The sequence below is a fragment of the Candidatus Zixiibacteriota bacterium genome, assembly GCA_035574315.1.
Taxonomy (GTDB): Bacteria; Desulfobacterota; Binatia; order UBA9968; family UBA9968; genus DATLYW01.
Map to the genome: position 1 here is coordinate 28465 of DATLYW010000047.1, position 25787 is coordinate 54251.

General features: G+C 65.8%; 27 protein-coding genes. 7 read left to right on the forward strand and 20 right to left on the reverse strand.

What is annotated here, in order from left to right; genetic code table 11:
- Positions 1-8: 8 nt before the first annotated feature.
- The 4 genes from fabD to VNN77_15865 all read right to left on the reverse strand — a co-directional run bounded on the left by fabD (position 9) and on the right by VNN77_15865 (position 2864).
- Positions 9-953: an ACP S-malonyltransferase gene (gene fabD / locus VNN77_15850; GenBank protein HXG52871.1), complete on the reverse strand. Its 945-nt coding sequence runs from the start codon at positions 951-953 to the stop codon at positions 9-11.
- Positions 943-2061 (reverse strand): phosphate acyltransferase PlsX, encoded by a 1119-nt coding sequence (gene plsX, locus VNN77_15855; protein HXG52872.1) that lies wholly within the window; start codon positions 2059-2061, stop codon positions 943-945. Before plsX ends, fabD begins: the two co-directional genes overlap by 11 nt.
- A gap of 13 nt (positions 2062-2074) precedes the next feature.
- Positions 2075-2257 carry a 50S ribosomal protein L32 gene (gene rpmF / locus VNN77_15860; GenBank protein ID HXG52873.1) on the reverse strand — a complete coding sequence of 61 codons (183 nt, stop codon included), beginning with the start codon at positions 2255-2257 and terminating at the stop codon, positions 2075-2077.
- 70 nt (positions 2258-2327) lie between these two features.
- A complete protein-coding gene (locus VNN77_15865; GenBank protein HXG52874.1) occupies positions 2328-2864 on the reverse strand; it encodes a DUF177 domain-containing protein in 537 nt (178 codons plus the stop codon).
- Positions 2865-3055: 191 nt separating this feature from the next.
- On the opposite strand from VNN77_15865, the gene VNN77_15870 reads away from it, so the two are divergent.
- Positions 3056-4063, forward strand: a complete 1008-nt coding sequence (locus VNN77_15870) for a TIGR01212 family radical SAM protein (GenBank protein HXG52875.1) — start codon at positions 3056-3058, stop codon at positions 4061-4063.
- The gene (locus tag VNN77_15875; GenBank protein HXG52876.1) at positions 4060-4962 is read left to right on the forward strand and encodes a trypsin-like peptidase domain-containing protein; all 903 of its coding nucleotides are present in this window, start codon (positions 4060-4062) and stop codon (positions 4960-4962) included. Before VNN77_15870 ends, VNN77_15875 begins: the two co-directional genes overlap by 4 nt.
- On the opposite strand, the gene VNN77_15880 is transcribed toward VNN77_15875, so the two are convergent.
- Positions 4959-5390: a hypothetical protein gene (locus VNN77_15880; GenBank protein HXG52877.1), complete on the reverse strand. Its 432-nt coding sequence runs from the start codon at positions 5388-5390 to the stop codon at positions 4959-4961. The two genes, VNN77_15875 and VNN77_15880, sit on opposite strands and share 4 nt — an antisense overlap.
- 78 nt (positions 5391-5468) lie before the next feature.
- Positions 5469-8024, reverse strand: a complete 2556-nt coding sequence (locus VNN77_15885) for a M1 family metallopeptidase (GenBank protein HXG52878.1) — start codon at positions 8022-8024, stop codon at positions 5469-5471.
- Positions 8025-8185: 161 nt separating this feature from the next.
- Between VNN77_15885 and VNN77_15890 the strand changes: the two genes are divergently transcribed.
- A complete protein-coding gene (locus VNN77_15890; protein HXG52879.1) occupies positions 8186-9040 on the forward strand; it encodes a MaoC family dehydratase N-terminal domain-containing protein in 855 nt (284 codons plus the stop codon).
- Between the two features lie 332 nt (positions 9041-9372).
- Here the strand turns inward: VNN77_15890 and VNN77_15895 are convergent, their stop codons facing one another.
- The 9 genes from VNN77_15895 to VNN77_15935 form a co-directional block, all read right to left on the reverse strand.
- Positions 9373-10203 carry an alpha/beta fold hydrolase gene (locus VNN77_15895; GenBank protein ID HXG52880.1) on the reverse strand — a complete coding sequence of 277 codons (831 nt, stop codon included), beginning with the start codon at positions 10201-10203 and terminating at the stop codon, positions 9373-9375.
- 58 nt (positions 10204-10261) lie between these two features.
- The gene (locus tag VNN77_15900; GenBank protein HXG52881.1) at positions 10262-11260 is read right to left on the reverse strand and encodes an ABC transporter substrate-binding protein; all 999 of its coding nucleotides are present in this window, start codon (positions 11258-11260) and stop codon (positions 10262-10264) included.
- A 294-nt stretch (positions 11261-11554) separates the two neighbouring features.
- Positions 11555-12091, reverse strand: a complete 537-nt coding sequence (locus VNN77_15905; GenBank protein HXG52882.1) for a GNAT family N-acetyltransferase — start codon at positions 12089-12091, stop codon at positions 11555-11557.
- 145 nt (positions 12092-12236) lie between these two features.
- Entirely contained in the window at positions 12237-13217 is a 981-nt protein-coding gene (locus VNN77_15910; protein HXG52883.1) for an ABC transporter substrate-binding protein, read from the reverse strand.
- A gap of 316 nt (positions 13218-13533) precedes the next feature.
- Complete coding sequence (locus tag VNN77_15915; protein HXG52884.1) at positions 13534-14700, reverse strand: acyl-CoA dehydrogenase family protein; 1167 nt, start codon at positions 14698-14700, stop codon at positions 13534-13536.
- A 75-nt stretch (positions 14701-14775) separates the two neighbouring features.
- Complete coding sequence (locus tag VNN77_15920; GenBank protein HXG52885.1) at positions 14776-15606, reverse strand: p-hydroxycinnamoyl CoA hydratase/lyase; 831 nt, start codon at positions 15604-15606, stop codon at positions 14776-14778.
- A gap of 165 nt (positions 15607-15771) precedes the next feature.
- On the reverse strand, positions 15772-16842 hold the full coding sequence (locus VNN77_15925) for a hypothetical protein (GenBank protein HXG52886.1): 1071 nt from the start codon (positions 16840-16842) through the stop codon (positions 15772-15774).
- A gap of 22 nt (positions 16843-16864) precedes the next feature.
- Positions 16865-17056 (reverse strand): hypothetical protein, encoded by a 192-nt coding sequence (locus VNN77_15930; protein HXG52887.1) that lies wholly within the window; start codon positions 17054-17056, stop codon positions 16865-16867.
- Positions 17057-17119: 63 nt separating this feature from the next.
- Positions 17120-17407, reverse strand: a complete 288-nt coding sequence (locus VNN77_15935; protein ID HXG52888.1) for a hypothetical protein — start codon at positions 17405-17407, stop codon at positions 17120-17122.
- A gap of 397 nt (positions 17408-17804) precedes the next feature.
- On the opposite strand from VNN77_15935, the gene VNN77_15940 reads away from it, so the two are divergent.
- Positions 17805-18200 carry a cupin domain-containing protein gene (locus VNN77_15940; protein HXG52889.1) on the forward strand — a complete coding sequence of 132 codons (396 nt, stop codon included), beginning with the start codon at positions 17805-17807 and terminating at the stop codon, positions 18198-18200.
- 22 nt (positions 18201-18222) lie between these two features.
- Here VNN77_15940 and VNN77_15945 read toward each other — a convergent pair whose 3' ends face one another.
- Positions 18223-19305, reverse strand: coding sequence for an amidohydrolase family protein (locus VNN77_15945; protein HXG52890.1), 1083 nt, complete (start codon positions 19303-19305; stop codon positions 18223-18225).
- A gap of 59 nt (positions 19306-19364) precedes the next feature.
- Entirely contained in the window at positions 19365-21020 is a 1656-nt protein-coding gene (locus VNN77_15950; protein ID HXG52891.1) for a thiamine pyrophosphate-dependent enzyme, read from the reverse strand.
- Between the two features lie 114 nt (positions 21021-21134).
- On the opposite strand from VNN77_15950, the gene VNN77_15955 reads away from it, so the two are divergent.
- Positions 21135-21524 (forward strand): VOC family protein, encoded by a 390-nt coding sequence (locus tag VNN77_15955; GenBank protein HXG52892.1) that lies wholly within the window; start codon positions 21135-21137, stop codon positions 21522-21524.
- 15 nt (positions 21525-21539) lie between these two features.
- Here the strand turns inward: VNN77_15955 and VNN77_15960 are convergent, their stop codons facing one another.
- The 3 genes from VNN77_15960 to VNN77_15970 all read right to left on the reverse strand — a co-directional run bounded on the left by VNN77_15960 (position 21540) and on the right by VNN77_15970 (position 23949).
- The gene (locus VNN77_15960; protein HXG52893.1) at positions 21540-22280 is read right to left on the reverse strand and encodes an alpha/beta fold hydrolase; all 741 of its coding nucleotides are present in this window, start codon (positions 22278-22280) and stop codon (positions 21540-21542) included.
- Between the two features lie 139 nt (positions 22281-22419).
- Complete coding sequence (locus tag VNN77_15965; GenBank protein ID HXG52894.1) at positions 22420-23076, reverse strand: hypothetical protein; 657 nt, start codon at positions 23074-23076, stop codon at positions 22420-22422.
- Between the two features lie 645 nt (positions 23077-23721).
- On the reverse strand, positions 23722-23949 hold the full coding sequence (locus VNN77_15970) for a hypothetical protein (GenBank protein ID HXG52895.1): 228 nt from the start codon (positions 23947-23949) through the stop codon (positions 23722-23724).
- A 265-nt stretch (positions 23950-24214) separates the two neighbouring features.
- Here VNN77_15970 and VNN77_15975 point away from each other — a divergent pair, with 265 nt between their 5' ends.
- Together VNN77_15975 and VNN77_15980 are read left to right on the forward strand one after the other, a co-directional pair.
- Positions 24215-25426: an MFS transporter gene (locus VNN77_15975; GenBank protein ID HXG52896.1), complete on the forward strand. Its 1212-nt coding sequence runs from the start codon at positions 24215-24217 to the stop codon at positions 25424-25426.
- 19 nt (positions 25427-25445) lie between these two features.
- Entirely contained in the window at positions 25446-25787 is a 342-nt protein-coding gene (locus tag VNN77_15980) for a Rieske 2Fe-2S domain-containing protein (protein ID HXG52897.1), read from the forward strand.

The window sequence follows — 25787 nt, forward strand, 5'->3', positions numbered from 1 at the left end:
CTTGAGGGTCACGCGCCCCCTCCCGCCAGCCTGGCGAGATCCTCGGGAAGCTCGAAGCCCTCCGCCCGGACGGCCGGGCTGATCCGCTTGACGAGCCCCCGCAGCACCCGCCCCGGGCCGACCTCGATCACGCGCGAAACTCCGAGCGATTCCAGCCGCCGGACCGATTCCTCCCAGCGGACGGGCTTTACCGCCTGCTCGGCGAGCAGCGATTTCACTCGTGCGGCGTCGAAATTGACCTCCGCCTCCACGTTGGTCAGCACGCCGACTGCGAGCGGGTGAATCGTGACGTCGGCGAGGACCCTTGCAAGCCCCTCGGCCGCCGGCCGCATCAGCTCACAATGGAAAGGAGCGCTCACCGGCAGGTCGAGAACTCTTTTCGCTCCCCGCTCCCGCGCCAGCGCCGCCGCCCTGGCGACCGCGGCCGCCGACCCGGCGATGACGATCTGCCCGCCGCCGTTGTAGTTCGCGGGAGCCACCACCTCGCCGTTACGCGCCTGCTCGCAAACCGCCTGCACCGTCTCCCCGTCCAGGCCGAGCAGGACCGCCATCGCGCCGGCCCCCGGCGGAACGGCCTCCTGCATGAGCCGCCCGCGCTGCCGCACCACCCGGACCGCGTCGGCGAAAGCCAGCGCCCCCGCCGCCACCAGCGCGCTGTACTCGCCCAGGCTGTGCCCCGCGGCAAAACGGGGCCTCAGATCCGTCTCGGACTCGAGCACCCTCAACGCGGCGATCGATGCCGTGAGAATCGCCGGCTGCGTGTTCTCCGTCAGATTCAACTCGGCCTCGGGGCCGTCGAAGCACAGGCGGGTCAGGGGAAAGCGCAGGACATCCTCCGCTTCGGCGAAGACCTGCCTCGCGACCGGGAAGCGCTCGCAGAGCTTCTTCCCCATGCCGACGTACTGCGAGCCCTGCCCCGGAAAAACGAAGGCCACCGCGCCGCTATCCGCCACGTTCCTTCTCCTTTTCCCGCGCGGTGTCCAGGGCGCGCTCGCCGAGGTTCTCGATTTTCGATTTCAGCTTTTGCCACAACGTCGCACGCGGCGGCTGGCCTTCCTGCTTCTCGCCTTCCATGATCCGGGCGAGAGCCTCGCCGATGCGCCGGTTGACGTCGTGCGACACCGATTCGCCGGCGACCCTGATCGCATTCTTGATCGCCCGCGGGCTCGAGCCGCCGTGAGCGACGATCGCCACGCCGTTCAGACCGAGCAGCGGCGCCCCGCCGTATTCCGCGTAGTCGAGCCGGCGGTACGCCTCGCGCAGCGGGCCGCGGCTCAGAAGGTAACCGATCTTGCTCAAGAGGTTTTTCTCGAACGCCCCCTGCAGCACGCCCGCCGCGAAGCCCGCGAGCCCTTCCATGGTCTTGAGGGCGACGTTGCCCGTGAAGCCGTCGCAGACCACCACGTCCACCCTGCCGTTGAACAGGTCGCGCCCCTCGACGTAGCCGATGTAATTCAACCCGGAGGCCGCCAGCAACTCGCTCGCGGCCCGAGTGAGCTCGTTGCCCTTGCTTTCTTCCTCGCCGTTGCTGAGGACGCCGACGCGCGGCCGCGGAATGCCCACCACCTCCTCGGCGTAAACCGCCCCCATGATCCCGAACTGGAGCAGCTGGCGGGGTTTGCAGTCGACGTTGGCGCCGGCGTCGATGATGACGACTCCCTTGCCCACGCTCGGCACCACGACGAGAATGGCCGGGCGCGCCACCTGCGGCAGGGTTCCTACGACGAACATCCCGATGGCCATCATCGCGCCCGAATTGCCCGCGCTGACGACGGCCTGCGCTTCGCCCCGCTTCATCATCTCGAAGGCTATCTTCAGCGAGGACTCCTTTTTCCGGATGGCGCTGCTCGGAGACTCGTCCATCGCCACGACTTGAGGGGCGGAAACCACGGGCAAGCGCGACCGTTCGTCGGGGTACCGCCCCAGCTCCGCGTCGACGGCCTCTTTCTGCCCGACGAGGACGATCTCGGCGCCGTACTCGAGCAGGGCCAGCCGCGCTCCCTCCACCACGACTCCGGGAGCGTAATCCCCGCCCATCGCGTCGACAGCGATCACCGGCATAGGGAGAGGTCGTTCAGCTCTGTTCGGTTTCGATGGTGGCCCGGCCGCGGTAAAAGCCGCACGCGCGGCAGACGCGATGCGGCAGCACGGTCTCGCCGCAGTTGGGGCAGGTGCTCCACTGCGGCTTGGTCAGCGCGTCGTGCGCGCGGCGCTGGTTTCTGACCCGTTTGGAGGTTCTTCTCTTGGGTACCGGCATAGTCTTGTTCCTGTTTATCTTCTTCTCCGCCTGTGCGGGGCTCCAAAAACGTTCCGGCTGTAGTGGCGAGTCAGCGGCTGATCTTGAGCGTCCGGAAAACCGCCATTCGGGGATCGCGACCCGAGCTCTGGCAGGTGCAGGCTTCGCGGTTCAGATTCGCGCCGCAGCCGTCGCACAAACCGAGGCAGTCCTCCCCGCACAGCGGGCGGGTCGGCAGTGCGAGCAACACCTGCTCCTTGATCAGCGGCGCCAGGTTGATCTCGCCCGACGAGTAGTAGCTGAGGCCCATGTCTTCCGGGCGCAGCTCCTCCACCTTGGCCTCCGAGCGGGACGCGCTCGGCGCCAGCATGAAGTCGAACGGCTGCTCGAGGTGAAACGAATAGCTCGCCAGGCAGCGGCTGCAGCACCCTTCGAAATCGCCTCGGAACGCGCCGTGAAAGAAGATCTCCTCGCTGGACCTGTAGTAGACCAGGTGAACGTCGAGAGCGGGCGGGAAACGGAAATCGCGCACCTGATCCCGCTCGTAGATGTCGTTCAGGTCACCGATCGTTTCGGAAAACCTGATCTCCTTGGCGGACTCGGTGATCTCCTCGAGAGGAATCTTCATCGGCGGATGGGCTGAACCAGACGGTAACATACGAATATAGGGGTTTCTGCCGGTTGTCAAGCTGCGAGCGACGAAACTCCATGATTTATCCGCCACTTCCGCAGGCGGCGCCGCCGCCGGCGACGGCTTTCCGGGAACGCTGCAGCTTGAGTATTGACATGCTTTTTGTTAACGGTTTGTGTGATCGCGTCATGTATTTTCCGGTCGCCCTGAAGGAGCTCTGGAGCGGCAAGCGCTACAACTCCTACAACCGGGTGCTCAAGAGCACGTTCTCGGCGCGAGTCTACAAGATCGGGCTGAGGATGGATTTTACCTGCCCGAACCGCGACGGGACGGTCGCCGTCGGCGGGTGCATCTACTGCAACAACGCCGGTCACACCGCGCCCGCCTACCGCCCGCGGACGTCGGTCACCGAGCAGCTCGAGAAGGGGGCGGCCGCGCTCCGCTCGCGCCACCGCGCCGAGCGATTCATCGCCTATTTCCAGAGCTACACCAACACCTACGATTCCGCAGCCCGGCTCGAGCGTCTGTACCGGGAGGCCCTGGATTTCCCGGGCGTGGTCGGCCTCGCCGTCGCCACGCGTCCCGACTGCCTTCCGGACGACGTCCTCGCGCTTCTGGCCGACATCTCGCGCCGGACCTATCTCTGGCTGGAGCTCGGTCTCGAATCGATGCACGAACGCACCCTGCGCTGGGTGAACCGGGGGCACGGTCTGCGCGAGTTCGTCGACGCGGTCGGGCGGGCGAAGGAGCGCGGCCTGCGCGTCTGTGCGCACCTGATCCTAGGCTTTCCCACCGAAACGCGGGAGGAGATGCTGCAGACGCCCGCGCTGCTCAACCGCCTGCGGCTCGACGGCGTCAAGCTCCACAACCTGCACGTGATCGAGAATACGGTGCTTGCGAAGCTTTACCGGGCAGGGCTGTTCGGTCTTTTTTCGCGCGACGATTACGTCTCGCTCGTCGCCGACTTCCTCGAGCGGCTCGACCCGGGAATCGTGATCCACCGCCTGACCGGCGAAACCTACCGGGCCATCACCGTCGCGCCCGACTGGTCGGTCGACAAGATCGGCGTTCTCAACGCCATCCACGAAGAGCTCGACCGCCGGAACACCTGGCAGGGGAAGCTCTTCAGCGGCGGAGCACCGGCAGGCGCGCGCGGCGGCGCCGAGGTCAGCGAGCTTTTGGAGGCGAACCCGTGAACGGCCATCTGGGTCTGATTCATTCCATTTTGCCGGCGACAGCCGACCTGCACGCTTCGATACCGGAAGATCATCCGTCGGCACGCAACCTGGGGACGGAGAGGCAGGGCTCGGGAACGATCGTGGACTCCGACGGCTACATCCTGACGGTGCACTACGTGGTTTCCGGAGCGACCGCCATCACGGTCACCCTCGTGGACGGGGATCAGTATCCCGGCGAGATCGCGGGGCTGGACCCGGAAACCGGCCTGGCCCTGGTGAGGATCCCGGCGCGGAGCCTGCCGTGCTTGAAGGCCGCGCCGCCCGAGTCGATCACCCTCGGCCAGGCGGCGGTGATCGTCGCGAGCAACGGACAGAACGAGCGGAAGGTGGGCGGCGGCTACATCACCTCGATGGAGCCGTACGACGGCCACTGGGAGTACATGCTGGACAAGACCATCTGCCTCACCGCCGTCAATCCCGGTCTCGGCGGGGGCACGCTCGCCGATTTCAAGGGCCGGCTCATCGGCGTGGTGTCGCTCAATCTCAGCACTATCGGCAAGTTCACGCTCGCGATTCCGATCGAGTATTACTTGCGCTACGAACAGGAGCTCAAGCAGTACGGCCGGGTGATCAGCCGGCCCAAGCGGGCCTGGCTCGGCTTCTACCCCCAGCCGATGGCTGGCCATATCGTGGTCGGTGGCGTGGTACCGGGAGGACCGGCCGAGCGCTGCGGGCTTCGCGAAGGCGACATTATTCTCGGGGTCGAAAACGTCGAGATCCGCTCGCGCCGGCAGCTTTACCAGGAGATCTGGAAAAAGCGTCCGGGGGAGCGGATCTCGTTCAGGGTGCTGCGCAGCGACAGCAGCTTCCGGCTCGATATCGTGGGCGGCGATCGCTGGGAGCGCGATAAGCGCTAGTCGTCGCCTCCGACTTTCTTCAGGGTCCCTTTTCCCGTTACCTTGATCGCGAGCGCCGGAGTGTAGGCGTCGGGCTCGTAGTTGATCAGCGCCTTGTCGCTGACCTCGAGGTCCTTGAGCTTGACGGCGGCGCCCCCTTTCTCGATCCTGGTCTTTTCGTCCACTCCGACGACTTCCTGGCGCACCTTGCCCTTTCGCTCGGTCTGGAACGTGATGGTCCGCTGGCCCACGTCGCTGATCACTCCCTCGACTTCCACCGCCTTTGCCTTGGCTTTTCTCGGCTCCGCCTTCTCGGCCGTGGCCTTTTGTTGCGGCGCGGCCGTGGCCGCGGCTCGCGGCTGCTCCTGGACCGACGCGCAGCCGACCGCGATCGCGGCAAAAACAGCAGCGCTCAAGGTTGCGCATACATGGTTGGTCGTTTCCTTCATCCTGCTCCTCCTTGGAACGTAGCTAAAACAACGGCTTGGCGGGAATGCAAAACTTAAACCACACTTGGCTTCGCCTTGTCAAGGCGATTTCTCGCCCACGAGCGAGCGTCTCCAGCGCTCTCGCGCCGCCACCGCGACCCGCAGTCTTTCGAGATGCTGCTCGATCTGCCTGGCGCCCTGCCGCACCGGATGGGCGGCGAAGAAAGCGCGCACGTCGGCCTCGAGATCCGGGGTCGACAACGCGACGACGCCCTCGCACATCCGGGGAATCGAGTTGTCGGGGTAGCGGTCGATCATCCTTTGCCAGTTCTCCTTCATGAACCGCCACGCCCGCTCGCGGGCGTCGCGGTTCAACAGCAGGCTGCGCATCAGATAGGGAGCGTTTTGCGTGCGCACTTCGCCGCTGAGCGTCAATTCCAGCGTGCGCTCGATCAGCTCCGCGCTGCGAAATCCGGCCAGCGCAAAGAGATAGCGCTGCTCCTCCTGCGGCGTCCGGGCGCTCTTGAACCTGGCGCGAAACTTCTCGTACTCCCCGAGTCCGCCCGTGTGGGCCACGATCGAGAGCAGCGCGGGGACCAGATTGGGTTCCACAGCCTCGCTGTTCTGCTCGTAAAGGGAGTACAGCTCCTGGGCGCGCTCCTGACAGCTCCGCTCGTCCGCCAGTACGCCGAGAGCGCCGATCAGGTCCGCGCGAAGCTGCCGGTCGAGGTCGCTCTCCCCGTCCCTGGGCGACCAGCCGACCCGCTCGACCGCAGGGCCGAGCACGAGACGCAGCCGCTCGCGGAACGCGGCCACCTGGTCGTCCTCCAGAATGCGGTTCAGCTGATGGCACGCGATCAGGATCGTGGTCCAGACGTTCAGGTCCGTCTCCCCCGCCAGCAGCTCGAGCAGGCTCAGGTAGTCTTCCAGCGACGTAATGCCCGCCAGGGCGATTGCCCAGGCGTCGTTGAAGAAATTGAACCGCTCCGCCGGCGAGAGCTTGTCGCGCAGCCCTGCTTTCAAGCAGGCCGCGAGCTCCCCGCTGTAACGGACCCGGTAGAAGCCGTGGGCACCGGCGTTGGCTACCACCCACCGGGCCTCCGCCGGCAGCTCCACCCGGGCGCTCCGATCGGTCAGCAGCAAGGTTCGCTCGACCGTACCGGCGGCCGTGCCGAACCGCAAGAACACCGGGACGTGCCACTTCCGGTCGACATCGCCGTCGCGGAGATAGCGGAAGATCTCCTGTGAAAGAACCAGCTCGCCGCCGTCGCGTTTCACCGCGATCAGCGGATATCCCGCCTGGAAGATCCAGCTGTCCATCAGGGCGCGGGCAGGCAGCCGCGCGGCTTCCTCCAGGGCGTCCCAGAGGTCCGTGGTCTCCGCATTGGCGTAAGCGTGGCGGCGAAGGTACAGCCGGATGCCGTCGCGAAACACCTCCGGCTTGAGGTACTGTTCGAGCATGCGCAGCACCGATGCCCCTTTTTCGTACGTGAGCACGTCGAACATCCCCGCCGCCTCCTCGGGCTTCTCCACGGGAAACTCGATTGGCCGCGTGCTCGCAAGGCCGTCGACCTGCATCGCGGCCGCCCGCGATGCGGTGAAGCTTTCCCAGCGGCGCCATTCGGGCTTCCAGGCGTCGACCGCCATCATTTCCATGAACGTCGCGAACGCCTCGTTCAACCAGAGGCCGTTCCACCAGCGCATCGTGACGAGATCGCCGAACCACATGTGGGCGTTCTCGTGCGCGACCACGTCCGCCACCCGCTCCAGCTCGGCGCGCGTCGCCCTGGCCTCGTCGACCAGGAGCGCCGTCTCGCGAAACGTGATCGCCCCGAGATTTTCCATCGCGCCCGAGGCGAAATCGGGAATCGCGATCAGGTCCAGCTTGTCGCCCGGATAGGGAAGATCGTAGTAGCGGCTGAAGTATTCGAGCGAAAAGCGGCCGATCTCGCGCGCGAAGCTCCCCAGCCGGCTCTTGCCGGGAACGGACCAGACGCGCAGCGGCACCGGCCCGACCCAGACCGGCTCCGTCGCCTCCAGCTCGCCGACGATGAAGGCGACCAGGTAGGTCGACATCTTCATCGAGTCGGCGAAGACCACCTCCTTTTTACCCGTTTCCGGAAGCGGCCTCTCGCGCACGACGCGCGTGTTGGAGATCGCTGTCAGCCCTTCGTCGATCACCAGCGTGACCTGGAAGACCGCCTTGAAGGCGGGCTCGTCCCAGCAGGGAAACGCCCGCCGCGCGTCCGTCGACTCGAACTGCGTGCACGCGAGCGACTTCTCCCGCCCCTGCTCGTCCCGGTACGTGCTGTGATAAAAGCCGTGCAGCTTGTCGTTGAGGGTTCCGCGAAAGCCGATCCGCAGCTCCCATCGGCCAGGTTGCAGCGTCTCGGGGAACTCCAGCGTCGCCTGCTCGTTCTCGGCGTCGAGCGCCGTCCGGCCCGCCAGCGTTCGTCCCTCCGGCCCCGCGATCGCGACCTCCCCCAGCTCCAGCTCCGCAGCGTTGAGCGTGACCGTGGGCGTCGGCTCGCGAACGACGAGCGAAATCTTCACTTCCCCGGCGAACCGCCTGGCTTTGAGATCCGGCGTCAGCCGTAGCTCGTAGCGCTCGGGCGTCGCCGTGGCCGGCAGCCGATAAGGTTTTCGGGATGACACGGTTTCCTCCAGGAGAAGTTTGCGCCGAACGGTGCGGCTGTGTTTCCTTTCTACCGCAACCGCGCGAGCAAACTCAATCGCCACACGCTTGCCCGCCCTCTTGACTCGCCCGCGGCGGCGCGTCTAGGCTCGCGCATCCGCCGCGAAGGGAGGGCCTTGCCGTGACCGAGCCGCTCGAAGCCTTCAAGCGTTACATCGGAAAAAGCGAGACCGCGGCCGACGTGGTCACCGCGTCGGCGATGTCGAAGATCGCCGCGGCGCTCGACGTCGAGGAGCCGCCGCTGGAAAAAGGGGCGCCGATCCCGCCGGGGTGGTACGGCGCGTTTTTCCCCGCGCTGCACCGCCGCTCCCGCATGCGGCCGGACGGTCAGGCTGCGGGCGGCGGCATCGTTCCGCCGATCCCGCTTCCCCGGCGGCGCCTCGGCGGAACGCGCGCGACCTTCCACGCGCCCCTGCGGATCGGCGACGAGATCACCCGAGTCACCGAGATCGCCGACATCCGCATCGACGAGAACGAGGACGGGGCGGCGGTAACCGTCGTCGAGCGCAACCGGATCTCGAACGGCCTCGGCCTCGCCGTGGTCGAGGAGCGCGATCTGGTCTTTCTCAGCGAGTCGCGGGCGGAGAAATCCCCGCCCCTAGCCGTTGAGATTCCCGGGCGGCCGGCGTGGACGCGGACCGTCGAGCCCGATCCCGTGCTGCTGTTTCGCTTCTCGGCGATCCGCTTCAACAGCCACAGGATCCACTACGACCGGGGCTACACGACCGGGACCGAGAAGCTGCCCGGCCTCGTCGTCCAGGGGACCCTCGTATCGCAGTTGTTGATCGAGATGTGCCGCGCGGAGCTTCCCGGCCGCGAGATGAGATCGTTCGCCTACCGATCGGTGCGCCAGATCTACGACACGGGGAATTTCACGATCGCCGGCCTGCCGCGGGAAGGCGGGCGCGAGGCGGTTCTCTGGGCCGTCGATCCCGAAGGCCGGCCCGCCATGACCGCCACGGCGACGTTCGCATAGTACGGACCGAGGACCGGAGACCGGGGACCGGCACGAACCGCTCGAACCAAGCATCAGCGACTGATCCGCTTGAACCCTTGAGCCTTTGAACCCTTGAACGCCTTGAACTTTTGAACACCTTGAACCTTTGAACGGTTTGAACTTTTGAACACCCTGAACCGGAGCGAAGCGCCCTCGATACGGACCGGGGACCGGAGACCGAAGACCGGCACGAACCGCTCGAACCAAGCGTCAGCGATTGATCCGCTTGAACCTTTCAACCCTTGAACCTTTGAACCTCTGAACCTTTGAACCCTTTGAACCCTTGAACACCCTGAACCGGAGCGAAGCGCCTATATCGGATGCCGTGCAAGAAAATCCTGGAGGATCTCGAGCGCTCGAGTCCCGTCCCAAAACGTCATGTGCTTGACGCCGGGAAGAAGCGCCAGCTCGGCGCCCGGAATCGTCTCCCCCAGCCGGCGTGCGGTGTCCGCTGGCGTGCTGCCGCCGCGGTCGACGTGGTCCTCGGCCCCGCAAAGAACCAGCGTCGGCACCGCCAGGCGTGAAGCGTTCGCCAGCGTGTCCCACGTCCGCCGCGCCGCCGCGTGGCGCGCAAACAGCTCCGGGCTCCCCTGACGCTCCCAGAGCGCATCCGACAGTGCTTTGACCGTCTCCGGATGCTCGCGGAAGAACCGGGGCCCGAACGCCATGTGGTCGTTCTCCACGTGCCCGCGGATGAAGCGCTCGAAACCGCGCTCGCGGATCTCGCTCGCTTCGTCCCGGCTCGCCGGGCGGGCCGTTCCGCTCACCGACCGGCTGCCCGAGCCCGCGGCGGCGATCACGAGGCTGGCGACCAGGGCCGGGCGCAGCAGCGCCATCGCCTGCGCGATCTGCCCGCCGAGCGCAAAGCCGACGACGTGGCATCGCGAAATGTCGAGGCGGGCGAGCAGCGCGACGGCATCGCGCGCGAACTGATCGACCGTATAGCCGTCTTCGGGCGCGCTGCTCCGGCCCGCCCCCCGGCAGTCGAAGATGACCGCGCGGTAGCGCCGGCTCAGCGCCGGGACGACGCCCACCTTCCAGGTGTCGCACGGCCACCACGACGGCGGCACCAGCAGGACCGGCTCCCCAGCGCCGTGCTCCTCGTAATAGATCTCGGCGTCCTTCAGGGCGGCAAGCGGCACGGATCTTTCTCTCCTTCCCGGGCTCCGGGGCCCGAAGGGGCCCGGGAGCGCTCGGGCCCTATCGCTTCCACAGCTGCTCCATGAAGCCGCTTTTCTCCATCTCGTCGAGAAAGCGGGCATCGACCATCTCCTCGGGCCTGACCGAGCGCGCCCGGGGATCGATGGGCGCGATCTCGTCCAGCGTCGACTGCAGCCCTTCGAGCCGCAGCGCCAGCCGCGGCTCGAGCGACTTGATCTCGACGTTGTAGCTCGCCTCGAGCAGCTTGCGGTCGTCGATGCGCAGGTTTTTCTGCAACACGCGGTAGGCGAACTCACGGTCGGTGTGCATGATCTTCGCGGCCTCGGCCATCGCACGCATGAACCGGGCGATCACCGGCCCCCGCCGGGCGATGATCGACCGCCGCGTGTTGAACGTGGTGGCGGCGTAGGCGATGCGGAGGTCGGGGCCGTACACGACGTAGTGATAGCCCATCTTGAGCGCCTGCGCGTCGGTGGGCACGGTCAGAACCGCAGCGTCGATTCCCCGGGCGAGCAGCGCGGCGAGCGTTTCCGGCGCGCCTCCCGCCTGAATGTAGCTCACGTCGCGGCTGTCGATGCCGAAATGGCGCAGCGCCTGGACGGCGAAGTAGTGCGGGTTGCTGCCGATGCGGGAGACGCCGATCTTCTTCCCCTTGAGCTGCTCGGGGCGCTTGACGTCGGGCCTGGCGACGATGCTGTGCGTCAGGATGTTCTTGACGCCGCCGATGAAAACGATGTCGCGATTGCCCTGGACGAAGGCGCGGGTGAGCCCGGCGGCGCCCTGTTGGGTCAGCTCGCTGTCGCCGGTCAGGATCGTCGCGACCGCGGGCGCTCCCGCCGTGACGAAGATGATGGGCACTTCGAGGTCGTATTTCTTGAAGAGACCCGCTTCCTGGGCGACCCAGGGATAGGACTGCGACATCACGCGCGCGGTGTAGATGAAGTTCAGCCTGTCGGCTGCCGGCGCCGCAACCGGAACCGCCAGGACCACGACCGCCGGCAGCCATCCGACAAGGGACCCGAACCGTAACGGCTTCATCGACGCCTCCCTCGTGTATAGCTAAGGCCTTTTACAACAAATGGCGGGCCCAAGCCAAACGGCCATCCTGTTTGAGTTTCCAGTTTGTGGTTCCCGCTTCCGGCTTTGGAGTCAGGCAGCCGTCAGCGGTGAGCAGAAAAAACCCCGGCCGCGCCAGGAGCGCCAGGTTCGATGCGGTCTCACCCGCATCCCGAGTTCAGGGTCCGGCGCCTTGCGTTTCTGCCGCGCTCTGCACGGCAACGGCTTGAGCGGAGCGTCAGCGGTTGAACGGCTTGAACGGTTTGAACGACTCGTTTATTTGACGATCGAGTAACAGTAGGAGTCCCGCGGCTCGGGACTGATGTTGGGATGCACCGACCACCGCAGCAACCGCCCCTCGCGCTTCATGCCGACCTTTTCCATGACCCGGGCGGATGCGGGGTTGTCGACGTCGCAAACCGACCAGACGCGGTAGATCTCGGGCTGCGCCATCGCCCAGGCGACCACCGCCTTGACCGCTTCGGTCATGTAGCCCCGGCCCCAGTAGGGGCGCGCCAGAACGTAGCCCAGCTCCCACTTGTGCTTGTCGACGCGTGCCGTAACCATGCCCATGAGCCGCCGGTCCCGCCGGCGCACGATCACCCAGTGAAAGGAGCGTCTCTCGCTCCACGCCGCAAGACAGTCGCGCAGGAACTCGCGCGTCTCTTCGACGCTGCGGTTGGGCCGCCAGGTGAGATACCGGGTCACCTCGGGGTCGCGCGCGTACGCCTCGAAGATGACCTCGGCGTCTTCCATCACGGGCTTTCGCAGCTCGAGCCGCTCGGTTTGAAAACTGTCGGGGGGACTTTCCACTCAGCGGAGATCCATCGGATGTGATGGATGACTTATAAGTTCGTGCACGAAATTATGCAAGAGACTTCCGGCCGGTTCGCGGTCGCCGGCGCGCCCCGGCTGGCTCTTGCGCCTGCCGGCTCGCCCGCGGCGCCGCATCCTCCGCCTACCTCAGCTCCTTCAACGCTGCGGCGAGATAGCTCCGATCCACGTACCTGGCGACGTTCGGCGCCGCGCTCCTCCCCTGCGTCTGCTCGAAATAGATCTGCGCGACCGCCCGCAGCCCTTCGAGATTGAGGTCGCCGTCGGGATGCCACACGCGGTTGGCGGTGTAGAACTCCCAGCCCCGCCTGGCGTGCTCGGGCTTGAGCTTCATCTCCCGGGCGAGGAACTCGACGGCCGGCTCCCTGTTCCCGTGGATCCAGCGGAAAGCGAGCGCCATCGCTTTCGCGAACCGGACCAGCACGCCCGGGTTCTTTTCCGCCCAGGAGCGCTTCACCGAGAACGAGGCGAGCTGGTAGTTCGGGATGACGTCGACGAACCTGCCGATCTCGTTGAACCCCAGCTCCTCGGCGGCGTAGTTGAGCGGCAGCGAAAGCGCCGCGGCGTCGATCTGGCCCGAGGTCAGGGCGGCGTAGGTCTGCGGCGAGCCGCCGATCACCAGCAGCCTGTAGTCGCGCGGATACTCCAGCCCCTTGGCCTTCAGCACCTGGCGCAGCGCGAACGTCACGCCGGAGGTGAGGCTGATCGCGCCGAAGGTCGCGCCGCGAAGGTCGCTGTAGGTCTTGAACCGCTTCGCCGCCATGATCGACTGGGTAAGCCCGTTGATGATGCCGCCGATCAAGACCAGGTCGAGTCCCTTCTCGACGGCCGCGATCGGCGCATCGGCGGCGCTGCCGGCGATCTCCAGCGAGCCACCCGCGAGCGCCTGTATGCCGACGTCGGAGCTGCGGATCACCACGAGATCGACGTCCAGACCCTGCCGCTCGTAAAAGCCCATCTGCCGGGCGATCCAGAGCGGGCCGTAGCCGAGCGTCTTGGTCGCGGAGCTGACCCTCAGCTTGACCTTCTCCTGGGGGAGGCCGGCAACCGGCCGGCCGGCGATCGAAAGCAGGAGCACGGTGGTCGCAAGCCGTTTCGCGAACATGGCGCCCTCCCGTCACGCAGCCAGCGCGCTGCCGCCAGCCCGATGCTCCCTCGCGGCGGCAACGCGGTGGTTTTTTTTCGTCGTATCTCCGCGAATCTCTCGAGCTCGGTTCGGAGTCGGAGCCGGGCCGGCAGCCGCGGCGGCTCTTCGGCCATCGTGCCGCCCGTAGCGGGGAAAGCGTCGAGACCGCCGTTTCGCCGCTCGGCCGTGATCACCTCCGCTCCCGGCCGCGCAGCCATCGGCTGCGAGCGCGCCGGTTGGAGAGTCGAGTCGAGGAGACGGATGCCGGGCGGCAAGGCCGGGATCGGCCGGATCGCTATCCCGATTTATGGTTCTTGATCAGATGCTGCGCCAGGCGCCATCGCAACACCTCGGGCGTCCCTTCGGTGATCCGGATGCTGCGGACCTGCCGGTACCACCATTCGAGCGGCAGGTCGCGAGTGAGGCCGATGCCGCCGTGAACCTGGATCGAGCGGTCGACCACCCGGCTCGCCATCTCCGCGCACATGATCTTGGTCATGTACGAGAGCTGCCTTACGTCCTCGCCGCGGTCGTGGCGCCAGGCGCATTCGTACACCATCAGCCGGCAGGCATGGATCTCCATGGCCGAGTCGGCGATCATGAACTGGATCGCCTGGCGTTCCGAGAGCGGCTGCCCGAAGGTGGTCCTCACCTTCGAGTACTCGATCATCATGTCGAGCGCCCGCTGGGCGATCCCCACCGGGCGGGCGCCGTGCCCGCGAATCCTCCCTTCCTGGATCCACTTCTGGGCGATCGCGAAACCCTGCCCCTCCCCGCCGATGACGTTCTCGGCCGGCACCCGGACGTTCTCGAACAGGATCTGCCCCGGCGTGTCGCCCATCATCGTCGGCCAGAGCCGCTCGAGCGTCACTCCGGGCGACTTCATGTCGACGATGAAGCAGGTCACGCCGCCGCGCGCCCGCTTCTCCGGATCGGTGACGGCGATGACCTGCGCGTAATCGGCGTCTTTCGCGCCGGTGATGAAGCGCTTGGTGCCGTTCAGGATGTAGTGATCGCCGCTGCGGACCGCCCGCGTCTTCATCCCCGCGGGGTCGCTGCCCGCGTCCGGCTCGGTTTGCGCGAAGCAGATCCGCTTCTCGCCGCGGATGACCGGATAGAGAAAGCGCTCCTTCTGCTCCTCGTTGCAGTGAAAGAGCACGGGCCGCACTTCCGGCCCGAAGATCGTCGCGTAGCGGAAGGGAAGCGCGACGGTTCGCGCCACCTCCTCCATGATCACGCACCGGCTGAGGAGATCCAGCCCGGCCCCGCCATATTCCTGCGGCACGTCGAGAAGCCAGAGCCCCATCGCCCTGGCCTTCTCCTGGAGCGGCTTGAGATACTTCGCCGGCATCTCCTCGCCTTCGGGGCGGCACTCCCGCTCCAGCGGGATCAGCTCCCGGTCGACGAATTTCCGAACGGTTTCCTTGAGAACCTGAAGCTCTTCCGGAAGATTGAAGTCCATAGAGATCCGCCGTCCCGCCCGCCGGGGCGGTGCCCGTGCCCCGCCGCTGCGATCGCACCGGCGGCGGTTCCGCCGCTACTTCGTCGCCCGCTGGTAGGCGCCGAACCCCGGACGGTACTTCTTCTCATCGAGGAACTGCTTCATTCCTTCCTCGCGGCCCCGCTCGGGATCGGTGGCGCGCAGCGCCGTGCCTTTGGCGGCCATGTAGTCTTCCGCCTGCGCGTAATCCATCGTCCGGCAGTACTTGTAGACTTCCTTGGCGGCTTTGAGGACCTGGGGATTTTTCTCCATCAGCTTCTTGGCCAGCTTGACGGTTTCTTCCCGGAGCTTTTCCCTGGGCACGGCGAAATTGACGAGCTTCATCTCCGCGGCCTTCTTGCCGTCGAAAGGATCGCCCGTCAGGATGTAATACATCGCGTCGCGGTAGCACATGGCGTCGGCGAGGACGCGGCTCACCAGCCCTCCCGGAAAGATGCCCCAGTTGATCTCGCTCAGGCCGAAGATCGCGTCTTCCGCCGCGATCGCGAAGTCGCACGCGATCAACGGCGTGAACGCGCCCCCGAAGCAGTAGCCGTTCACCATCGCGATGGTCGGCTTGGGGAAGGTGAAGAGCCGGCGCCAGCGCCACTCCTGCGAGGCCCAGCTCGCCCGGCGCCGCTCCACGGGATTGTTGTCGGTGGCGCGGAAGTACTCCCGCAGATCCTGCCCCGCGCACCAGCTCGGTCCGGCGCCCGTCAGCACGAGCACACGCGTTTCCTTGTCGGTCTCCAGCTCGGTCAAGGCCTCGAGCATGTCGTAATGCATCTGCGGGTTCATCGCGTTGCGCTTTTCCGGGCGGTTCAGGATCGCCCAGGTGATCCCGTCTTCCTTTTCCACTCGCACGGTTTTGTATTCCTTGATTTCCACGGAGCCCCTCCTTCGCTGATTTTGGTCGAGCTTATTCAAGCCCGTTACGAGTTGTCAAGCGAAAGTGGGCGACCGGCAAGAGAGAATTTCACGGGAGCGAACGGACCGGCGATCCTCGAGACAAACCTGCGCGCCGCGGCGCCGGCTTTCGGAACCGGCGGGCGGCTACCGCCCCACGGGCCTGGTCACCGAGAGGGTGTTCCGGCCGGTCCACATCGGCAGGAACACCGAATGGCGGTGCTTGCCCCCGAGCACGGCGACGATGATGTCCTCGGGTCGGGCGGCGAGATGCACGATTCCGTCGGCCGTCACGTTCGGCGACTCGCGCAACAGATCCTCGTCGCTTTTGTGCCCCTTGCGCCGGGCCGGGATTTTCTCGAACGGGAGAGAGGCGTGCTCCCAGAGGTACTCTTTCACCCGGCGCTTGGTGATCCCGTCGCGTGCCATGATCTCCGCGTCCTCCACCCCGAGCGCAACCATGGGCGTTCCGCCGCCGAAGCTGCCGACGTCGAGATGGCTGACTCCACGATGCATCGCGATCACCTCCGCGAGGCTGGCGAGCGCTTCCTCGCCCCGGCTTCCGGCCGTGTGGATCGGCAGGAAGCCGTTGATCCCGCACACCGTGACCGTGCTCTGCTCCGGGCCAAAGCCGCGCTCGACGTGATACGGCTCCCACGGGCTCTTTTCCTCGTTCTCGCCGAAGCAAAAGGTGTACTTTCCCGGCCAGCCGAAGGTGGCGCGATCCGTTTCCCCCGGAATCCCGCCGCCGATCGTGATCAGGATCAGCCGGATGGCGCGCCCGATCGTGGCGTTGGCGCGGAATCCGGGTCCGAACACGCCGGCGTCGCAGTTGATTTCCAGCTCCCTGCGTACCGGGCCGTTGAGCATCAGCGCCGGCCCGACGTAACCCGTGGTTGCCTGCACGCCGTAGAGGTTGAAGCGCGGCTCCACCATCGCCTGGACGGCCGCGATCAGGACCGGCATGTACTGCGGCAGGCAGCCTGCCATGACCGCGTTGATGGCGATCTTCTCCACGGTCGCCGGGGCCCAGCGCGGCGGGATGAGGCCCGCGACCTCCGCCGGGTCGCGGCTCGTTCCCTCGAGCATGCGCTCCACCCGCTCGGGCGTCGGCGGCACGATCGGCAGGCCGTCGCTCAACCGCTCGCGGCAAAACCATTCGTTGACCGCTTCCAGGCTGTCCTCGATCTCGACGAGGTCGGATGCGAACGCTTTCACTGCAATCTCCTTTGCGCGCCGCTCAATCGAGCCCGAGCCCGGTGAGAGCCTTGTAGACTTTCTCCACCGCTCCTTCGGCATCCGCCCGGTGCTCCCCCGGACGGGCCCCACCGCTCGGATGGTGCGGAATCTCGACCAGCGGCAGCGTCGGCAAGCCGAAGAACTGCGCCTCGGTTCGCGCCAGTTCCATGAAGATCGACTGGCAGAGCGTCACGGTCGGCTTGCCCCGGCGCTGCAGCTCGATAGCGTCGTGGACACTCCACGACGTGCACGACCCTCAGGCGCCCAGACCGGTGATCACCGCGTCAGCGCGTGCGCCGAGCTCCTCGACGAGCGGCCCCGGCGCGCCCTGCATGTGCGTCGGCTTGGTCCTGAACAGGACCTCGCGCGGCCCGAAGCGCTCCCGGAGCAGCTTCGCCAGCTCCTCGAACATGCTCGTCGAATTCGACTGCCCGTTGTCGATGATACCGATCACCTTGCCTTCGAGCCCGTCGAGCCGGGGCGCGGGAGCCGCTTCGCGGGGCGCGACCCGGCCTCTGGGGTCGAGAATCTTGATCGTCGCCATTTCCGTTCTCCGACAGGTGTACGCAGGTTTTCGCAACCCGTCTTTATTACAGCCACGTTCGGGCGTCAACGATTACCGTCCATCCGGCACCTCCCGGTTTCCGCTTGACCCGGCGGGAGCAAAATAATAGTTTGCGGGCAGCCGGCGGCGAGCAGAGAAACGCGGTCGCGCCAGGAACGCCGAGGGCGTACAGACAGGTTTCCGGTTTGCGGTGGTACTTTCACCTTGAACGATTCAACCATTGAACCCCCGCCCTTCCGGCGGCACGGAGCGAAGCGATCGAACGGCTTGAACGCTTCGAACGCCTTTTTATTGAACCCTTGAACCCTTGAACCCTTGAACTCTTGAACCCTTGAACCCTTCAACCCCTGAACTCACACTCCGTCGGAGGTCCGCAATGGAAAACGAAGTCAAGCCGTTCAGGTACGAGCGGCCCGAGTTCGACGGGCCGAAAAAATCGGTTCTCGCGTGCAGCACCGACCTGATGCGCGTGCACGTTCAGGTGGTGAAAACCGGGGGCGAGAACAACCTCCACAGCCATCCGGCCGAGGACGCCTTCTGGCTGGTGCTGAACGGCGCCGTGCGCTTCTACGGCGAGGGCGATCGCCTCATCGGCGAGTACCGCAAGAACGAGGGCATCCTGATCCCGCGTGGCTTCAAGTACTGGTTCGAGAGCGCGGGCGACGAGCCGCTCGAGATCATCCGCATCGGCGCGCGCGACCCGTCGAAGGAGCTCAAGCGCGTGAACGCCGCGCCGCTGCGCGAGTGGATGACGCAGCGCGGCGGATTCTGAGCGCGCGCGCCCGCCGGAGCGCTCACAGGCCGTAGAGCGCCTTCGGGTTGTCGTAGAGGATCTTCCGCACGGCGGACTGCGGAATCTCGCCGCGGTCCGCCCTTGCCTGCAGCAGCTTTCGAAACTCCAGCTCCATCGACGGGTCGCGGTGCGTGTAGTCGGACCCGACGACCAGGTTGTCCTCGCCGATATAGCTCAGCAGATACGGAAGATCCTCGTCCACCTGGCAGGCGACGTAGATGCGGTTGTCGCGGAAGAGGTTGCCGGAGAGCTGCGTGCGCGGCCCCGAGAGAACGCTCACCCGGTCGCGGTTGGCCTTCACCCGGCGGCGCACGTCGTAGTCGACGAACGGCACCCACGACGCCCCCGCCTCGATGCACGCGAAGCGCAGCCGCGGGTAGCGCTGCGCAACGTTGTTCACGATCAGCGACTCGATGCCGTGGACCGCCGCGAGCTTGGTCCGCATGAACTGGCCGAGCGTGAACTCCCGCGCAGGGGAGAAATCGGGAATCCCCGAGCCGGTGTGAAAGCAGATCGGGAGCCCGAGGCGCTCCGCCTCCTCGTAGAGCGGAAAGAAATAGGGATCGGCCGGCCATTTCCCCGCTTCGCGGTCCCCCTTCTTGAGCACGCCGCAGGCGCCGTGCTCTTTCGCGAAGCGCAGCTCCTCGAGCGCCGCGCCCATGTCCAGCAGCGGCGGGACGCAAATCCAGCGCAGCCTGCCTCCCGAGCGGCCGCACCGGTCCGCGAGCCAGCGGTTGTAGCTGCGCCGCAGCGCCGTGGCGACCTCGGGCCGTTCGGTGGCCTCCATCAGGAAGAGCGTGGGATAGATCACCTGAATATCGGTCTGCAGACGGTCCATGTGCTCGAGCCGGACGCCGACGTCCAGCAGCTCGCGCGCCTCGACCACGGTTCCCGACTCCTCGTCGCCCCGGATGAAGCGCAGCTGGCGCCGCCCGTCGATCAGCCAGTAGCGTGTGGGCGGCAGGTTGGGGTTCGGGTTGTCGGGATACTGCGTCGTCGGCTTGAACCCGAGCTCGGATTCCCTGAGGTATTCCCACGTATCCTCGGTCTCGTCGACGTGAGTGTCGGCGTCGATGATCTGCATCGCCGGATCCTTTCTCGAAGACTTTTCTCGATTCAAACCGCGAGCGCCACGAGCCCGCGTCATTCTCCCTGGAGCCGCCTGCCGGCGAGCTCGGACAGCGTCGCCGCGGGCGTGACGTGCTCGAAATCGGTCACGACCTCGATCAGCGCCGACCCCTCGGCGGCGATCGCCTTCCTGAGCGCCGGAAGAAAATCTTCGTCGCGCTCGACCTTCAAGCCCAGCGCCCCGTAGGCCGCTCCCAGAGCGGCGAAGTCCGGATTCCTCAGCTCAGTCCCGTAGGGCCGGCCCGGAAACATCGCGTGCTGGTGCATGCGGATCGAGTTGTAGCCCTCGTTGTTGTACACGATCGCAATCACTTTCACCCCGTATTGCCGGGCCGTGGCCATTTCCTGGCCGGTCATCAGGAAGCCGCCGTCCCCGACGTGCGCGACCACCACGCGCCCGGGGTGCGCGAGCCTCGCCGCCACGGCGGAGGGAACTCCCGGCCCCATGCAGCCCAGCGTCGGCGAGACGTAGGAGTTCGGGTGGTCGAACTCGAGATAGCGCTGCGGCCACTGGCCGAAGCTGCCGGCGTCCGTCGCCGTGATGGAGTCGGCGGGAAGCGCCGCCTTGAGGCCCGCCATGACGCGCTCCATCGAGACGCGCCGCGTGGGCCGCTCGGGAGGGGCGCTGTAGCGCTTCTGGGCCGCGTGGTACTCGGCGATCCACGCGGCGCGTCCCTCGTCCGGCGCCGACGCCGGTTGCCGCAGCGCCGCGGCGAGCGCTGCCCGCGCGTCGGAGACGACGGCGATCTCGGGACGCGCGTTCTGGCCGATGATCTCTCCGTCCGCGTCGATCTGGACGAACGGCTGGCCCGGACGGGGAAGGGAAAAACCGGCGGTCGTCTGCTGGTTGAGCCGGCAACCGATCACGACGAGCAGGTCGGCCTCGTCCCGCAGCAGCCGCCGGGCGCCCTCGTTCCCGGTGGAAAGGTTGCCGGCGTAATTGGGGTGGTTGTTGGGAAAAGCGTCCTGGCGCTTGTACGAGGTGAGGACGGGGATCTGGAATTTCTCGGAGAAATCGATCAGCTCCTGCCACGCGCCGGCATACTGGGTGCCCGAGCCGGCGACGATCACGGGCTTGCGCGCCGAGCGGATACGGCCGACCATCGCCTCGATCAGCGCCGGGTCCGCCCCGGGACGCGCCGGCGGGTAGGGAGGAACTATCGGGATGTCCGCTTCCGTCTCCAGCACGTCGCGCGGCAGCGAGACGACCACCGGCCCCGGGCGGCCGCTGCGCGCCACGTGAAAGGCCCGCGCCATGACGCGCGCAATCTGGCGCGCGTCGTTCACCTCGACGACCCACTTGGCGATGCCGCCGAAAAAACGCCCGTAGTCGATCTCCTGTCCCGCCTCGCGCCCGCGGGCGGCGCGCGCGACCTGGCCGACGAGCAGCACCAGAGGGGCCGAGTCGTAGCGGGCGCTGTGCACCGCGATGCTCGCGTTCGCCGCCCCCGGACCGCGGGTCACGAGGCAAACTCCGGTGGCGCGGGCGGACTTGGCGTAGCCTTCGGCCATGAAACAGGCGCCGCTTTCGTGGCGGGCGGTGATCAGGCGGACGTCGGCCATGCCGTACAGGCCGTCGATGACGGCGATGTGGCTTTCGCCGGGAACACAGAAAACGTACCGCACGCCTTCGTTGCGAAGGCACTGAGCTACAGCGTGACCGCCCAGCATGGCCTTTCTCTCTATACCGACGCTCGGCCGGATTTCAAACGCCGCGGAGGCTTGACAAGAGCGGCCGGACGGCCCTAAACGGAATCCTGGCGCCGAACGGCTCAGGAGGAACTTATGTTCGAAATCAAGGGACTGAGGACTCTCGCCATGAGCGTCAAGGACCTCGATCGGTCCGTCGACTTCTACACCCGGATCCTGGGCGGCCAGATCACCCGCAGGGTCGAGCCCACCGGCGAGCAGGCGCGCGCCGGGCAGGTAAGAGAGATCGATGTCAGGCTCGGGAATTTCGAGGTGCACCTGTTCGACGGTTCGGTCCGGCCGCGCGAGGTCGACCCGCACCACACGCTGAACATCCCGTGGCAGGAGCAGGATCGGGCGCTGAACGCGCTCAGGGACGCCGGCGCGACGATCGAGAAGGTCCGCCAGCACCGCGACGGCAAGGGCTACTCGATCAACGTCTTCGACCCGGACGGCAACCGCTGGGAGCTGTCGTTCAACGCGTAGGCGACACGCCGGAGCTCAGGGACGCACATCTGCGGGAACGTCCTGGACCGCCGGGCCGGTCTTGCTCGCCACCTCGGCGGTCCATCGCATGACCTCGTCGCGCGCGGCGTAAGGCGCGTCCAGATGGCCGGAATCCGGTTCGTGAAGCTTCGTGAGCGGGTTTGCGGGAAGATAACCGAACATTTCCTCTCTGGCCTTGAGCAACGCCGGGTAATCCCCCGTGGGTACGACGTACAACACCGGAACTCGCGGGTTCATTGCTTTCACCGCCTTCGGCAGGTTCATCGCGCCGTCGGGGTCGAACCAGCTGAGGAAGGTCTCGGCGCTGGTGGCGATGGGATAGACGCCTCTCGAGCCTTCGTAGTCCATGAACCCGGTCTTTTCACCGCCTTTGCCTTCGGCGATGAGCCTGCGCGCGCGGTCCACCGATTCGCCGAGCTTTTCCCGGAAGATGGCGCTGTTGACGCTCCCGCCCGGAGCGATCGCGATGACCCCGTCGACGGGATGCCTGCCGCCGAAGTAGAGCGCGAACAGCGCTCCCTGACTGTGCCCGGCGACGAACAGCCTCTTCGCCCCCCGGATGCGCAGAGCGTCGAGCGCGGCCCGGACTTCCGCTTCCGCGGCGGCCACGTTCACATCGTAACCGCGCCTCCCCGACCAGGGCATTTCCAAATTGGCGACGAGGTAGCCCCTTTGTGCGAGCGCGGCGGCGAGGCTCGAGACGTACTTCGCGGGCGACCCTCCCTTGCCGTGCATGACGACTATGCCGATCTCCGGCGCCGGCGATTGCCCGGCGGATATACGAGGTGTGGCTGCGGCGACAACGGCCAGGGCCAGCGCCGCTCCCAAGCGCCATCTTCCTTCTCCCGTGGGGGTCAGGTCTAGCATCGTAGCACTAACGCGCGTTCACCAGCGGGAGCCTGACTTCGGTTTCCGCTCCGCTGAGCGGATCGCGGCCGATCACCACCAGGGTTATCTTATCCAGCGGCCTGTCGGATCCTTCCGGGAACTTGAAGTAGACGAAGCCTCCCGTTTTCCGGCCGGGCGGCACCGGCGCCTGCTGCAGCTCCATCGTCTCGAACCGTAACGGGATCTGTTTTCTGTCGTAATCGATCGCGTATTGTCTTTTTTCTCGTTCCTGGGCCAGATTGCAATCCGGATTGCCGAGACAGTGGAACCAATGAGACATGAAAACCACCACCCCGGCGGGATTCAAAATCAAGACGCCGTACGCGATGTCCTGGGCCCGGACGCGCCTGTCGAATTCGACGGCCGTCGACATGTCGGCCGCTTCCTTGGCCAGCAGGCGCACCAACGGCCGTCCGTCGAGAAAGGCGCGGACTGCGTCCCGCTCGATGACATGGTCCCGGGAACCGCTGTTTACCAGCGTGACCAGCAGAGCCAGCACGCCGTAAGCGGCGAGATCGGCGTCGAAAACCTCGCGCGACTTCTCTTTTGAGACGAACTCCTCAACCGAAATCTCGAGCCCGTCGTGGACGGCCCTGACCGTAGGTGCTCTGTTGTTCAGGTCGAACGCCCGGTAAATAGCCAACGGAGGGGATTGCAGGCGGATCGGCGCAGGCGGGCCGCACGCGGAGAGCAGAAGAACCGGAACCGCAGTTCCAAACCGAAAGAGGCCTCTCACCGGCTGCACCCCCGCTTTGCAAGCTCGCGCCGCACGATCGGAGACCGATCAGCCACGCGTTTTTCGCCCCGGCTTCATCTCTAAGAGACTTACCGCTCTTTTTTTCATCTTCCCGTTGATAAATTCCTCAACCGAAACCCCGGGTAGCGGTTCCACCCAGAGATCGTCATCAATCTGCCTTATGGCACCGCCGGGAAACACTTCTCTTGCGTTGACCGCCTCACGCGCCGAGGCCTCGCTGCCGTGTCTTCAGCCTCACACATGATCAGATAGCACGGGGCGCCTTTCCGAATCCGACTGATATGCTCCGTTCTTTCCCGACGCCCGTGCTCGTGAGGCCCAAGCCTGTGCGAGACACCGCGGAGAATGCGGACCCACAACTTCTTGTCGTCGGTTCGGAGGTATCCCGCCATACTCTCATACTCTCAGGAAAATAGCCCCGTCGGCATCCCGTACTGCACCCCAGGACCAACGAAAATTAACGAGCGGGGCTCCAAGACTTTCGAAAAATGATTTTTGCGTCATTTTGCGACGACCTTTCGCCTTCTGGTTTCAGGCGGGATTTTCTTGTCTTTCCGCGAGGCTGTCAAGGAGTTTGCCGCGCCGTTTGTCGAGATATTCGTAGAAAACGTCGAAAACCGCGGAGGCGCGTCCCGGCCGCACGGTATCGTCCTTGTGAGCCAAGGCGATCCCGGTGATCAAACGCTCGATGCCGGCGGTTTCCTGTCGGCCGAATTTCGCGGCTTCGAGGTCGATACCGTAACGATCTCGGGACGGCACGCGGCGCTCGATCGCCGACCCCGAAACGTTGCAGAAGGACCTCGAAGGGTTTTGCAGCCGGCGCCAGATCTCGACCCGGAAATACCTGGGCCTGGGCGGGATCGGATGGAAAAGAAGAAGCCAGGCCGGTTCGGGTTGCCTCCGACCTTCATGGGTTGTGTCACGATGGATTCTTGTATACAAGGGTCAATTGCTAAACCAGCCCGGCAGCCGATGACGAAGGCATTCCCCGTGGCATTCCAGGCTGCTTTTCGGGAAGGGGCGGATGAACAGCTTTCTCACCCCATTCGTCGTCCTGCTTCTCGCCAGCCTGCTTTCACGATTCAGCTATCAAATGGCACGGAGCCCCGTGCTGCCGCGCTTTGCCCAGGATCTCGGTTCGTCGCCGGAATTGATCGGTCTGATCGTCGCCGCTTCGACGATCACCGGAATTTTCATCAAGCTTCCCGCCGGGGCGCTCTCCGACGTTCTCGGCCGCAGGCGGATGATGCTCCTGGGATGTCTTTTCTTCGCCCTGCCGCCTTTCCTTTACCCCTTTATCACGAATCCCGCGACCCTTCTCGTCTTGCGCTTCGTCCATGGTCTTGCGACCGCGATCTTTTCGCCGGTCGCGTCGGCGTACATCGCCGACCTCTTTCAAAGAGCGCGCGGGGAGAAACTCGGCTGGTTCGCCTCGGCGACGGATATCGGCGCCACCCTGGGTCCTCTGGTCGGCGGTTTCGTGCTGTTTTCGACGGCCAGCTACGCGACGACCTATCTGACCGTCGGCGCCCTGGGTTTTCTTCCTTTGCTGATCGTGCTGCGTCTTCCGGCCGAGGAAGTTCGTGAGGAGCCGAAACAAGGCCGGCCGGCGCGATGGCGGGAATTCAAAAAGGGCATCCTCGAGGTCTCGTCGAGCCGGCTGGTCATCATCGCGTCGGCCCTGGAAGCGGCCATGTACGTCGGCTACGGGGCGTTTCTCGGCTTCTTTCCGATTTACGCTGAAGAGATCGGCTACAACGACGCCGCGATCGGTTCGATCATGGGCGCCCAGCTCGCAACCACGATGGCCGGGAAACCGCTCGGCGGCTGGCTGTCCGACCGTTTCGGCCGAAAGCCGGTGATCCTCACAGGCATTCTCCTCTGCTCCGCTACCGTTCCGCTGATCATGCGCAGCGAGACTTTTCCCGCTCTCGTTGCTCTCTCTTGTCTCTTCGGTCTTGGCGTGGCGACGGTGACGCCTTCCACGACGGCGCTCGTCGCCGATCTGGCCAGGAAAGGACGCATGGGCTCGGCCATGGGCGTCTTCGGAACCATCTGGGACACGGGCGAAGCCGCGGGACCGATTCTCGCCGGGGTGCTGATCGCGTCGTTCAGTTATTTCAACGGCTTTCTCGTCATCGCGGCTCTTATGGTCGGGGTGGCCGGGATTTTCGCGCTGGCGGTCAAAGACCCGCTGGAAACGCAGCCGGGGCAAGCCAGGGCCGAGCCAGTGTGATAAAGAAGAGCGACGACTTATGGCGAAACACGTCAGGCTTTGCCGTATCGAAGAGGTGCCCGCGGGAACCGTCAAGGCGGTCGGGCTCGAGGGCCGCGAATTCGCGGTTTTCAACGTCGACGGACGCTTTTACGTTGCCAACGACAGGTGCCCTCACGAGGGCGCGCCCCTTTCCACGGGCTGTCTAGAGGGCGAGCGCATCTCTTGCGCCTGGCACGGCGCGACCTTCCACGTCCCGAGCGGCAAGACCCTGGAGCCGCCGGCAGGGGAGAAAATGGGGCCGCCGGTCGATCGGGGGCTGACCACTTACCGGACCCGGGTGTCGGGCGAAGAGCTGGAAGTGGAGCTCGAGGGCGAGTAG

What these genes read in the sequence shown, in the direction of transcription:
- VNN77_15880 (HXG52877.1), bottom strand. Translation starts at nt 5,390, where the DNA reads ATGAAGGAAACGACCAACCATGTATGCGCAACCTTGAGCGCTGCTGTT.
- VNN77_15960 (HXG52893.1), bottom strand. Translation starts at nt 22,280, where the DNA reads ATGCACGGCAAGGGAGGGTCGCCCGCGAAGTACGTCTCGAGCCTCGCC.
- rpmF (HXG52873.1), bottom strand. Translation starts at nt 2,257, where the DNA reads ATGCCGGTACCCAAGAGAAGAACCTCCAAACGGGTCAGAAACCAGCGC.
- plsX (HXG52872.1), bottom strand. Translation starts at nt 2,061, where the DNA reads ATGCCGGTGATCGCTGTCGACGCGATGGGCGGGGATTACGCTCCCGGA.
- VNN77_15945 (HXG52890.1), bottom strand. Translation starts at nt 19,305, where the DNA reads ATGCAGATCATCGACGCCGACACTCACGTCGACGAGACCGAGGATACG.
- VNN77_15870 (HXG52875.1), top strand. Translation starts at nt 3,056, where the DNA reads ATGTATTTTCCGGTCGCCCTGAAGGAGCTCTGGAGCGGCAAGCGCTAC.
- VNN77_15865 (HXG52874.1), bottom strand. Translation starts at nt 2,864, where the DNA reads ATGAAGATTCCTCTCGAGGAGATCACCGAGTCCGCCAAGGAGATCAGG.
- VNN77_15935 (HXG52888.1), bottom strand. Translation starts at nt 17,407, where the DNA reads ATGGCGACGATCAAGATTCTCGACCCCAGAGGCCGGGTCGCGCCCCGC.
- VNN77_15955 (HXG52892.1), top strand. Translation starts at nt 21,135, where the DNA reads ATGTTCGAAATCAAGGGACTGAGGACTCTCGCCATGAGCGTCAAGGAC.
- VNN77_15940 (HXG52889.1), top strand. Translation starts at nt 17,805, where the DNA reads ATGGAAAACGAAGTCAAGCCGTTCAGGTACGAGCGGCCCGAGTTCGAC.
- VNN77_15900 (HXG52881.1), bottom strand. Translation starts at nt 11,260, where the DNA reads ATGAAGCCGTTACGGTTCGGGTCCCTTGTCGGATGGCTGCCGGCGGTC.
- VNN77_15915 (HXG52884.1), bottom strand. Translation starts at nt 14,700, where the DNA reads ATGGACTTCAATCTTCCGGAAGAGCTTCAGGTTCTCAAGGAAACCGTT.
- VNN77_15950 (HXG52891.1), bottom strand. Translation starts at nt 21,020, where the DNA reads ATGCTGGGCGGTCACGCTGTAGCTCAGTGCCTTCGCAACGAAGGCGTG.
- VNN77_15980 (HXG52897.1), top strand. Translation starts at nt 25,446, where the DNA reads ATGGCGAAACACGTCAGGCTTTGCCGTATCGAAGAGGTGCCCGCGGGA.
- VNN77_15910 (HXG52883.1), bottom strand. Translation starts at nt 13,217, where the DNA reads ATGTTCGCGAAACGGCTTGCGACCACCGTGCTCCTGCTTTCGATCGCC.
- VNN77_15975 (HXG52896.1), top strand. Translation starts at nt 24,215, where the DNA reads ATGAACAGCTTTCTCACCCCATTCGTCGTCCTGCTTCTCGCCAGCCTG.